The organism is Proteus genomosp. 6 (assembly GCF_040139785.1).
Lineage (GTDB): Bacteria > Pseudomonadota > Gammaproteobacteria > Enterobacterales > Enterobacteriaceae > Proteus.
Window position 1 is genome coordinate 313,093 of the sequence record NZ_JBEEVJ010000002.1, and the last position, 13,342, is coordinate 326,434.

The 13,342-nt window shown below is 35.8% G+C and carries 4 protein-coding genes; 1 reads left to right on the top strand and 3 read right to left on the bottom strand.

Features of this window, described 5'->3' with window-relative positions; translation table 11 throughout:
- Positions 1 to 9: 9 nt before the first annotated feature.
- Together ABN212_RS03945 and ABN212_RS03950 are read right to left on the bottom strand one after the other, a co-directional pair.
- Positions 10 to 4,338: a SpvB/TcaC N-terminal domain-containing protein gene (locus ABN212_RS03945; protein ID WP_349442908.1), complete on the bottom strand. Its 4,329-nt coding sequence runs from the start codon at positions 4,336 to 4,338 to the stop codon at positions 10 to 12.
- 55 nt (positions 4,339 to 4,393) lie between these two features.
- Positions 4,394 to 11,236 carry a neuraminidase-like domain-containing protein gene (locus tag ABN212_RS03950; protein ID WP_349442910.1) on the bottom strand — a complete coding sequence of 2,281 codons (6,843 nt, stop codon included), beginning with the start codon at positions 11,234 to 11,236 and terminating at the stop codon, positions 4,394 to 4,396.
- Positions 11,237 to 11,661: 425 nt separating this feature from the next.
- Here ABN212_RS03950 and ABN212_RS03955 point away from each other — a divergent pair, with 425 nt between their 5' ends.
- The gene (locus tag ABN212_RS03955) at positions 11,662 to 12,534 is read left to right on the top strand and encodes a LysR family transcriptional regulator (RefSeq protein ID WP_198620554.1); all 873 of its coding nucleotides are present in this window, start codon (positions 11,662 to 11,664) and stop codon (positions 12,532 to 12,534) included.
- A 4-nt stretch (positions 12,535 to 12,538) separates the two neighbouring features.
- On the opposite strand, the gene ABN212_RS03960 is transcribed toward ABN212_RS03955, so the two are convergent.
- Entirely contained in the window at positions 12,539 to 13,000 is a 462-nt protein-coding gene (locus tag ABN212_RS03960) for a regulatory protein RecX (protein ID WP_349442911.1), read from the bottom strand.
- Between the last annotated feature and the right edge of the window lie 342 nt (positions 13,001 to 13,342).

A 13,342-nucleotide genomic window follows, 5' to 3' on the forward strand; every position in this document is an offset into this window, starting at 1 on the left:
ATAAATAACCTACACTAAGGTGTCATTTTCATCTTCCTGAACCACAAACCACGGCGTCATTATCGTATGACGGCGATATTGTTTTGCAGTAATCACTTGATATAAACGACCTAATGCATCGTAATAATGGGTATCCGCAAAACGATTAGGTTGAGATGAACTTTCCGAAACATAACGCCAATCATTCAGAAAATAAGGCTGATAAACGCGCTTTACATTCCCTTTGTTGTCATATTCGGTTTCACCTGAAATTGCCCAACGTGTTGTGGTACTTTTTTGTTGTGCCTGTTGTGCACGATCAACCACTAACTCACCTTTTTCACTACGCAAAAAGGCCTCACCCGCTTCCACTCTGACAGAAGTTTGCAGTAGGCGTCCCAAACCATCGCTAAAGGCGATTTGTTGGCGAATTTGCTGTTGTGGATCGCTGTCATAACGGTCTGTCATGATTTGCAGCGCGTGAGGTGGCATTTTTGAGGATGCTGACATCCAACTGTCAGTCACATATACAGAACCAGAAGCAATAGGCAGTGTTGATGTCAATGCTAACGCTTCATCAACATTCGTTGGCATCACAAAAGATTTATCGCTATAACCACTTTGTTTACCGTTTTCAGTGCCTGAAAAACGGGTTGTAGTGACTCGTCCAAAACCATCAAAGGTCACCTGATGAATATTTTTGTTTTCATCAGTAATAGAGTTAGGTGATAAAAAACGCCAATCATAAGTAAGATGGAAATCTTGTGTATTTAAAGGTGACTCTTTCCCCATTAACACACAGAATTGCTTATCCCATAACAGTATATAATCGCAAGAAAGCTCAGATTTTTTATACACTAAAGGCTTATAAAATTGTGCTAATGAACCATAGGCTTTGATACCTAATAACGGTTTTACCCACAGTTTTTTGCCTTTTTCTGATGTGTCTGCAAATAAGTAATCTTTTTGCTGATAACCCGCATTTTTCATCACTTCATCCAGTTTTAAATCTGGATAAGGTTGTGAAATGATTTTGGCGGTTTCTTCGTCTAATTCTGCGGTTTCGCTATACGCTAAACGCACAGGGAAATCGGGTTCTGCTAATGTCGCATTACCACTCGCATCCAGATAAGCAAGCTGTTGTTGCCCAGCAAATACCGAAGCTGATTTTTGCGTGAGCAAATTATTACTCGCTAATAAGGCTTCGACATTCAGGCCTTCTTTCGGCTGTTTTTCCGCACCGAATGTCCAACGATCTTGGCGACTGGCGTTGGTGATCGCGAGCTGATAAACCTGTTTTTCAGGATGAAAAATATGATGGCAAGTCTGACGCGATAAACCTAAACGCAATGTATGTTGTTGCTCATCATAACTTGATGCCCATAACGTTTCAGGCAAGCTTTCATAATGCTGATAAGGATTTTTTGCACCTTTAGCGCGTCTTGGATAATCAATTGCAACCGCTTTGGTCACAACACCATAGGCGTCTTGCTCTAATGTGATTTGTTGATGACAAGACGGATCAGCTGCAATTCGTTCATAATGGTATGTACGACTTTCCACCACTGAAGGCATCACCACGGGTGAGCGCCCTTGCGCTTCAATTAAACGCACTTGCGGGCGTTGTTCCGTAACGGTATAAGGCACATCAGATACAACGATATTGTCTAATCCATAGACCTCTTTTCTGAACAGTTGACCTTGCAGTCCACGCTCAAGCCAATAGGCGTGTTCTTGACGCACTGTGTTATCACACGCCTTTTCGTCGCTCCCTTCATCTTGGGTAAAGCGTGGTGAGAAGTGAGGAAATGCCACATTATCGCCTTGCCAAAACTCATTAAAAAACTGGTTATCAACTAAGGATTTACCCGTTAAAAACCACTGACGCGTTAACACACTTGGCGTTTTACCCGTGGTGTTTTCTTCACTTTTAAATAACTCGGCATTAGTGGCTTCAACACAGCCAAAACCACGAAACTCTTTTTCTTTACCATCCCAAACACCATGACGATAATTTAGAGTCTGTGTGAAACGGCTTTGGGTAATTTCATCCACCGTTTCAGTTTTCCAAAGCGTATGCAACGCGAAAGGTAAGTGGCTAACCGCTTTAGCTTCATTTTGTTGTTGGCGAGTTGATTTTTCATCTAACCAATATTGCGCCGAACTACGGTAATGCAAATTCTGAATAAGCCCCATATTGTTATTAATGGACGTTAATAACCACGGCTTTTTATTTTGTAACGAAAGCACCCAATGCTGTGGTACAGGATACAATTTCGTCAATAAAATACTGGCCACACCAAGACCTTGCACATCCGCCACTTGTAGCTGGCAATGATTATCAAAACGCACATCTTTAGGTAATGCGATATCATCACCACGTACAAATTGATTGCCACTTTGGTTAAAATACACTTCTAAGTGGGTCGATTGGGCGTAAATAATATCCGTTGTGCCACTACCATCTAAATCCGCTAAATAGAGTTGATTAGGATTAAATTTGAGACGATCCGCAGAAAAACCAGGAATAGTAATAGGTGAACTAAATTTACCCTCACCTAAATGCACCCAACAGGTTACACCTTGATAATCCACTTTAATTAGATGTTGTTGACCTGAACCCAACACGTCACTAAATGCCACTAAGGTACGTCGATTAACGTATTTAATCGGCAACGTCACCCCTTCTGTTTGCACCTCTTTGCTTTTTTTCCAGCCTTGCGCAGAGCCTGCATAAAGACGAATACTGCGAGGACCAATTAAAGCTAAATCAGCAAAACCACTGCCTGTTAATGAAGTAATTTCAGCGTTAGGATGAAAATATTCTATCGGTAGTGCATCAAGTGGCACAAAGTTGAGCCAATTTTCTGCCTTTGTTTCATCTTGGGTGTAATAGCCATTTACCTCACCTTGTGTGACTAACCATTCCAGTTTTCCATCACCCGTGACATCGGTCAGCATGGCTGAATTTCGCAATGACGGAATAACAGGAAGTTTTTTCGCTTTATCCCATGTTATGGCATTAGGATTTTGCTTATCTTCTTTTCTAATCGGTGCGCGATACCACCAAGCACCGCTATCTTGATAAAGTACTCCCGCAAGCCCTTCGCCAAATAGATCGACATATTGATAAGGTTGTTGTGGCGTAAATGATGCAAGTTCCTCAAGTGATTGCCACTGTGCTTGTTGAGTCGCACCGACCCTCTGCCAATCAAATTTTACTGGCGGTAATGTCACTAACGATTGAGTGTCTTTATTGTCATTAAACGCTGATTGTTGTGCTGAAACTAAAACAGTACCTGATGTTGACTCATCGTAAGTGAGCGTTAATCTGGCAACCAATTCTGGAGTTTCTGCTAGTGCGGTTTGTTTTTCTAAACTTTCAATACGGTGATACATCAGCACTTGGCGACATAAACGACGCGTACGAACTTCAAAACCGTAATGGAAAAGTGAAAAGCAGTCTTTACGCAATGGCCATGTTGAATTGCTCTGCCACTGAGGATAAGTTGCTAATGCACTACTGCGCTCACCGTAATCAAACACCAACGTAAATAACGCATTGTTAGGTAAGGTGTTATCCGTTTTCGTACATGAAAAAGCACGCTCACCGATAGAATTACCGTAATACACTTTGTCTAAATAACGTTGTGTATTGGCATTGGTATGTGATTGAATTTCATGTTTATCACAACCTTGTTCATCTTCAGAGCGATAGTGATATTCGATCTGTTCACCGGTTGCTGAAACTGAAGCATTTAGGTTCCATTGGGCGATATGCGCACTGTTTTGGCTATCTACAATCTGTGCTGTGGTTTCATAACCAAATAAATGTGCATCCCCATTTGCGCTATACATTACCCAAAATTGGGTTGGTGTATTCGCTGGTGCTTTGCTGTCATTGAGTGACCAATATTCGAAACGACTAAAGCTTTTTTCAATACGAGAACGATACGTCGTCACTTGATATTGATGGGCTAATTTTACGCCTAATAATTCATTGTGTTGTGTTGCTTCAATTTCACCTTTTTTATTAATCATCGGCACAATAACTTCGCCATCAGCGCCAACAAACTCATCTAATTGAGTATAAGTTGGTACACCTTTTGTCGTACGACGGCGAATCGACATCACACCCACAGACCAACCAAAACCAAACGTGCCATTACCGGCCTGATTTTGATACGTTAAGCCTAAAGAAGGGGCATAACCACGGCCTTGGCTAATGGGCAACGGCAAGCTAAAAGTGGCTGCACCATCAGGGCCAACGGCGCCCATATTGCCGGTTAATCCTGTGACTGCACCGCCCCCTTTGGGTAAATTTGGCGCATCAAAGGTCAATTTCTCTGAATTTTGCATGTAGAACTCCTGACAGGCTCCCTAAGGAGCCTGTAATTAATTAAGATTTGGATAATTAACGAATGGTGTAATTAATGTGGAGAATGATATCGCTCAGTGTCAGTAACATCTCTTTTTGCTTATCTGTCGCATCAGGGAAGCTTAAAGTCAGTGTACTGGTGTCATTCACTGGTAAACCTTCAAATGGCAGATAACGATCATCATTGAAATTCAGTTGGAACTGACCACTGTCATTCATGCCATGAGAAATCGCAATCGCATTACAACCACGAGGTTTCACTGCACTACCGCCATAACTCAACACCGCTCTGATATTCTGATAAGCGCCAGTTAATGCAGGTAATGTCACACTAATCTGTTTAACACGACGTAATTGACCTAAATCAGCAGGGTAATCTTTGTCGATAGCTAAACCAGAGAGTTTTACAGAGGCTTGTAATTGGCCATTTTTCAACGTAACACCGTTTTCTGCCGTACCTAACTGTGTTTTTGATTTATTAATCACATCAGCGACTTGTTCAAAACCAAACTGATTGCTACTTAAGCCTTGATATACATCATTCAACGACACAATTTTGGTAATTTCCAACGCACGTTTATCTTTTTCAAGGTAACTGTTTTCCATTTGAGTCAGGTTATGCATTAGGCTTTCACCTGCCATCAAACCGGAATAGCTACCTTGCCATGCACCAGGGCGAATAAAGGTTTGTGTTTCACCTAAATCATATTGATAAGCTAATTCTGCCATACGACAACGAGAAACAGTTAAGTCGTAGAACGGTTTATAAATCGCCATCAATTTACCGCGTAACCAATTATACAGGGCTTTATTGGTAAATTTATTTTGCAAGAAAGTTAAGTGTTCTTGTGTTTGTTGCTGTTGTAACTTCAAACTATCTAGTTGCAGATTTGCCGCTTCTTTACGTATTTTCAGGGCGTCAATTTGCGCATCGATTTGTTTTAACTCCACTTTTGCGTTATCACGAGATAACGCCCACTCATCACGGCGACGGCGATAAGACTCTGACTGACTTAATCTATCTGCCGCAATACGGGTTGCAGAGCCAGACAATTGTAGACCAATCGATGTAGCATTAAAGATAGCGCCTAGACGCGAGCCACCGACAGCTAAACCGTAAATATTCGGCACTAAATCGGCAGCTGCACCAGCGATATTCAGACCTTGGCTGGCAGTATTGAGTACCGAAGAGGCAAGATAGAGATCCATCGCTTGTTGTTCTGAGGTACTGATATTTTCATCATACAATTTGCTATAGTGCTCAACGCGTTTTTGTGCACCCTCTCGTAACGCTTTTAATGCTTTCTCGTTATAGGTAAATTCCTCAATACTCTTTGTTTGATACTTCATATTTTGCAGAATAATTTCACTACCTTGCGTAGTGAGTAATTCTGACAATGCTTGGGCATCTTGACGTTCGGTAATGCTAGACAACGAGCTACCAAACTGCATTAACTGATTTACTACAGATTTTGCACTGTTTAACATCACAGGAAAGCGCTGTGTCGGCATCACCGCATTTGGCAATGCACTGCCACCTTGTGATTGATTAACGGCTGCATTTTGCAACGCCTTAGGATCCGCTGGTGTTGCATAAATAGGCAGTGATAGCGGTTGTCCATCAATCGATAAATTGTGACGTAAATTAAATAAACGCACTTTTAACGTGTCATGGTACTGTGCTAACTTCTCATTAATTTGTGGCAAAAACAGCGACGTTAATGAATTAGCGGTACGCGGTGATGCGGTTTCTTCGCTTTCTTCATTGATAGCACGTGTTGGTTGTTTTGTTTTTGATGCCGCTTCGGTTAATTTAGGTGCTAACCAAACGTTGTCACCTAGTAGTTCTGTTTCATCACCCAGTAATTTCAGCGCCTGCATATACCACATTTTGGCTTCATTTAAGGTATCGCGCTCTAAAACACGGTAAGCACTGTCACCACGCTCCATAAGAATATCGAGGCACTTCATAAAGGTGGCTAACTTATAATGTATTGGGTCAGTTTGTGCCACGGCATCTGGGTCGGTTGAATCCAGTTGTTCTTTATCCCACTCAGTATCGGTTAAGAGCGGTTGTGAATTCCAAACGATATCAGTATGTTGACCGACGTCAATATAACCATTAGGACTAAACACATAACGCAACCAACGACCCGCTTCATCATAGTTTTGACCTTCTAGCATCACATTGGCGACCATCATTGGGGTGTAATAGAACAGCTCCCAAAAATAGAGTGCATTAGCACCATTAAAGTCCATGGTTTTATCAGTATTACCTTCTAATGCGGGTTCCGGTAAACGCTGAGTATCCAAAGTTAAAATGCTATCAATACCGTTATTGGCGAGTTTAACCAATTGGCGCGCAAATAAAGTATTTAAACGCACTAACATGGTTTTATCTGCCAGTTTCATAGAGAGATATTGGGCACCTTTAGTATTACGATTTAAGCTAATTACATTTTCAGTTTCATTATAGATGATTTTTTTTATCGTAAATTCAAATATTTTTTCTGATAAAACTTGATCTTTTTTATTAATAACAGAGATATTTGCATTTAATGTAATAACACCACTAGCACCAAAATCACTAATTGGAATATCAAGCTTTAGAATATCATCTTTACTAGTATGAGAATTTATATCTTCATAAAATCCATTATAATCATCACTCCAATCGCTTATTGAATAATTACTCACTCTTGAATTTGCTGATAATGAAATTTTAATATCTTTTATATGATCAGCATAATTATTGTAAAGTTGATTGAGCTTATTACACGGAACATCCTCTGCAGGAATACCAGAATCTAACGTATTAAATATTCCACTAAAAAAAGCATTATACATTATTTTAGAATTTATTAAATCACTTACTTTATAATCAGTTAAAGAATAATAACCATAACTATCCTTTAATTTAAAATAAAATGAATCATAATAAACAAAATAAGCGTTAGCCATATAGTCAGATGTAGGATTGGAGTTATTAATTCCATGAGGAATATCAGTTACCAATTTTTCATTTTCTTTATCAAAAATAAAAAATAAAACATTATTAGTCTTAATACTAAAACAATAATAAGCTTCGTGATTTGTTGTTGTTACACCTCCCTGATAATATTTCTGTAAATAAAAAGGAAAAGAGCAGTAAAAAATATCTTCCAGTTCACTATTATCATTTAAATCTTGTAATATAGAACTAATAATTTCGTTTATTTTATAAGAAGCTGATAGAGTCTCTTTTATTCCACATTGTATAGATGCAGATAGGTGACTTGTTATTTTACCCTCCCCCGTATAAGTTATACTCGCATTATTTAATATAGATCCATATAATGACGCATCAGTACTATCACTTACATTTTTAATATTTACTGCATCTTTTGATATATTATAATTTGTTTTATCTCTTCTTGTATATTTATTATTGACAATTCTTTGAATACCATCATTAAATTTATCAAACTCACTTTTTACACTACTATATATTATTTTTATATTTTCACCTGGACTTCCTGAATCATAAATTGACGAAATATTCATTTCATTATTAATAGAGTAAAGATGATAATCACTATTATCACTATCATATGATGATTTCATTTTATATAAAAAAACAAATAGCTCATCTAACTCTTCATTATAAGTTAAATGAAAACTTCCTTTATTATCCTTAATCATTTCATCCTGTAATTCAAAACTAACCGGCGCACTCCAAGAACCGTCATAACGAATATGAGATAGCTTTAAACTATATTTAATTTCTTTTTCAATAGATTGTGATGCTTTATCTTTAGCAACTTCTGTTCTTTCAATCCAAGCAATATATAAACGGCTATTAAAAATAACTGGACGAATTAAATCATTATACGGATTTAAACCATTTTCAATTTTAGTCCACTCAGTCCAAGCATTAGCGGCTAATTTATCACCTTTAATTTTGCTATGATTAGCACTGCGCCAGTAATAACTCATTTGGTCAGCAGGGTTACGTCCAATAAAATAGGTTATACCATCATTTAATGTCACACTATCATGGTATCCACTTAATACTTCTAAATTGGCGATTTGCTCAAATGAAGTTAAATAGGTTTTAAAGGCATCTTCTACCGTATCGCGGTTCACACTATTTTGGCTAATGGATTGTAATAGGGTATCCATCATTTTGGTTTGCCCAATACGCATGGTTGGGTCAACATAGTTTTCAGGATAATAAACTAATTTAGAGACACCTGCCCATGTGCTATAACGTTTATTAAACTCATTCCATTGCACAAAGAAAGTACGGCCTTTCACATTCTTATCAACATCCTTTTCATCACCCGATAAGCAGTTATTAATATAAAACTGAATATTGGCAATTGCCTGTGCAATCGGCGTTGTCATAATCTCAGAAGAAACTTGATTATCAATTAATAAGTGGTGATAAACATCATCACGACCCGTTAACGATAGGTTGTTACTTTGATTGGCATAATAGTGAGTTAATACTGTTGCTTTTTTCTCATCCATTAATTGAACAAGTTGTGCTGTTTTTTCACGACTTAAACCTGCCTGAATAATTTGGCTAAGTTTATCCCAACTATCATATGTAGCAGCAACATTATTATTTTCGGTGTATTTTAACTCAATGAATAATTCAAAATCTTTCGGTGAAATACCCAGCATCTTAGATAATTCAAGATATTGAATAAGAACAGTAATATTTTGAAAATCATTTAATGCATTGGTTGGCGTTAATGCCAAAGCTTGAGTAAGCGTTGTTTCATCGATATTTAAAATAGATGCCAGTTTTTTCGCGGTTAGTGATTTATTTTCAAGGCCATTTAAGAAATCATTCGCTCTATCGCCACATTGTGAAATAAAATGATGGAATTGAGTGACATATTTTATTTTATCAATTGTTAAAATATAATCTTCTTTAGAATAAAGATAATTCAATTTAGTACTAATAAATTCCAACTCATACTTATTCAATCCCACTTTATTGGAAACCAAGGTAATTTTTTTAAGCCTGTTAAAGAATTGTGCAATATCTACTTTGTCTTGTTGAGTTAGAGTATCTTTAATAATTATTGGCAATACATCTTTTAGATATTTATTACCCACTTCTAGGTCAACCCATTGTAATATCGAATTTGCTTTTTCAATAGAATCAACACCCATCTCAGAGGCAATAAATGATGCAACAGCTGAGAATTGTGCTTCATAATCTGTCAGTGTATTTTTTAATATGACTTTTAAAGTATTAATTAACACTTCAAGTTCAGAACTAAATTCAGACTCATATTGTTGCGTACAAATTAAAAATAGTTCACTAATTGTCCATTTTTCTTTTTTGGCAAATTGCACTACATCATTAATAGTGTGAATTAAATGACCCATATCATCAGAAGTTTCATGTTTCACAATCTGTTTATTAAAAGGTGATGGCAAAATATTAATAAGCAATATTAATTCATTAACGGATAAGCCATAAATTTGAGCCAATAAATGGGTACGATAAAGTAAAGAAAGATTCGCTAATGAACACGCAAAGTTAGCATTATCCGATGCTAATTGCCATAACATCACCAGTTCAATATTATTGACATTAAAAGCACGCTTTAAGGTATTTAAACGAGTAATATCGGTAGAAGATGTTGCATTAACTAAATCAAGAGAATGATTGTCATCAATAAAAAAAGTATCATTAAGTAGTGGATGATTAAATAATTGATCAAATTGAGATGGTGTATTATCAAAAGATATTTTTGAAATTAATCCTCCATTAAGCACAATCGCTTGTTCCACGGTAATAGGGTAATTTTTCATTATTACTTGCAAGTGGAAAAAACTACTTAACGTTTCTTTATCAATATTAAACAGAGTATTTTTAGATTTAATGGCGGTAAGCACAGATAGTAGTGGCATTCCTGTGGCTTTATATAATCGAATAATTTTATTTAAATTTAATAGCTCTTTATTTGACAGTGTTTCTCTTTTATTAAATGCTTTGATAACAGATTGAGCATCTTTAATATCAATATCATAATATTCAGCGATAAAGTGAGAGTTATTCAATAATTTTTCGTTAATATTACCAAAGTTTTTCTCAAAAAGTGCATTCGTATCTTTATCAATATTTTCAGTTAAAATATTATAAAGCTCAGGGGAAATATCGGCTTGAATAGAGGCTAGTATTGCTGAGTCGAAGGTTTTAGTGATATCAGTGGCTGACATTAATCCTTCAAGGTTTTTATCTTGCAGTAAAATAGCTTGGCGAATGGTTTCATAAGGTTGGTGATAAGGTGTACCACCGGTTAAACGGTTGGTGGCTAATTCACGAAATAGATCTTTGCTACTACCTAATTTACTCTGTAATACTGTGGTTAAAATTTGATTTGATAAAGAAAGGGTAGAAACTTCTTTATCCATATTGTCTTGAGATAACACTAATTGCGCTAAATCAGGACGACGTTTATCCAAGTGATAAATTGAATTTTCTGCATGTAAGGCTTTTGCTTCACGATAAAGCTCGGTCAAATAACCAGCGGGTGAAAACATTGATGCAACAGATTTAGAATCGACATAATGGTTGTCTCTATTTGGGATCCAATCACCTAATGCACGGCTTTGTGCTGATTGTTGTTGAATACCTAACGCCACGGCATTTTGCACTTGTGGGTTATTACGTGCTAAATGATGAGCTTCATTAAGCTTATTAATTTTTGTTGCTTCTTGTGCGTGTGTATATAATATTTTTGCCTCATGCCAACTTAATTTCTCTTCGCTTAATGCACGAATTTCATGAAGTGACAATGGTGCTAATTCTTTTAATGTAATCACTTCTGAAGTAGAAGAGTTCATTTTCGTTAAAAGTGTATTAATGTTTTTCATTAAATATTTTCCTAATATAAGTTAATTTAAAATTAAGAGAATGGAATCATCGTTTCATCTCGAAAATTAAAATATCAAGAAAATAAAAATTGAAAATTGAATTTTTTATAATCTGTTATTGAGTTTTTTTACTCTTTGTCGGCTAAATGCGATTCTAAATAAGAAAAAAAAACAAGAAAAGAGATGTAAATAACAAACAAAATATGACAACATAATACAATCAATCATTTGATTTTATTTTTATAAAAAACATTCTGATTTATTATCAATTTTAGTCGGTAATGTTATTTTTTAAATTATTCGTTGTGCTTTTTTTTATTTTTAGTCGCGCTAAAATGATTATTGATAAATATCAATATAAAAATTTCATTCAAGAGGATTATTCATTTTAAATATATATACAAATAAATATGGAGAACGTCTGCATGTTTTTCTCACGAAAAATAAATCAGTTCTTTGCCGTTGCGACTTGTCAAAGCCTAGTAAAAGCAGCGGAACAAATCAATGTTACCCCATCTGCACTGCGCCACGGTATTAATGAACTTGAAAGCCAAATAGGTAAGTCACTGATTAAACGCTCCAAAAACGGAATGGATCTAACCCCTGCGGGGAAAACACTCTATGAACGTTTATATCCCTATTATGAAAAAATTAGAAAAATTGAAAATCAGATAATGAATCCCAATGAGGATAAAACCTCGCTCTCCATTAAATTAGATGGTCTTTATTACCCTGATCTAAAAACAAAACTGTTGGAGATCCGCCAAAAAAACAGTCAATATAGCCTATCTTTAGAAGATGGTTATATTGATGATATTAAAGAGGAACTTTTTGATAAAGAGTTTGATCTTGTGATTTCTTCTCTTGAGTTTGACTATCCACAAAAAAATATCAATGCAATTAATTTATGCACACAAAAAGTCGGATTATTGGTGAGCAAAAAACTCTTTGAACAATATCCCAATACCAAAACATTTTTTGCCAAAGAAACCTTAATACAAAGAAGTAGTACTTTGCAAAACCCCATATTTTCAACGATTTTAGACAAGCTAAAAAATCAAGGTTATCAATACCATACTTTAGGTTTAACAGAAATGGCGGATGTTTTGCACTGCGTTGATGAAGGGGCGGGTTACTGCTTTATGCCTGAAAATATTCATTATATTTCAACCATTACAAACGATGAAGTACAGTTTATTCGTTCTCCTTTTCCTTTTGATATTTTCTTACATCAAAAAGTCTATTTTAAAAAAGAGAATAATAAGAAATTAGATGATATCGCAATGACACTACGTTAATGATTTAAAACAGGGCATTAATCGTGTCAGAGGTAAATCCTCGGTATTGTAGATAACGAATGTGTTTCGCTTTCTCTTTAAAATCTTTGGGTTTACTACCACCAAATTTTTTTTCATGAACCTCTTGGCAAAGAGTATACCAATCTGTTTCATCTTCTTCGAAGAGACGTTCAATAATTTCACCGGGGAAACCTTTTACGCGTAATTCTTGACGAATACGCAAAGGACCATAAGATTTATTTAAATAACTGCGAAAGAAAGCATAAACAGTACGATTATCATCAAGATAATGATTTTCTAATAAATGTTCCACCACTTGAGGTAAGCAGGTTTCATCAGTGACAGTTTGTGCTTCTCGATCGCTTTCTCTTATTCTTCGTGCTAGGCGACGTTGTAGCTCTACTGTGCCGTAATCACGGCGAGAGAGCATAAAAATAGCGTACTGATAAAGCTCTTGATAGGTCATAACGTTCCTTTATAAAAATAATCCATACTAGATGATTATTATCATAACTGTTTATCACACGAATATCTTATTTCGATGTTTATTTAGTCAATAAAAAGAAAAATAACAAAATAAGAATAATTAAAAGAAACGTTATCATTCTTCTTTATAAATTCTACTTTTATTAAGATTAACTTAGAAAATATCGCGCTTTTCCCTTAATAAACCTTTAATAATCCTATAATAATACAGAATATAAGCATCTCTTACTGTATATCGCACTTATAGCTGGTGACCATTAAAAAGAAAAAGATTAAAATTTCCGGCTACTCTTTTACTTACTACTTTCTTTTTAAACATTTT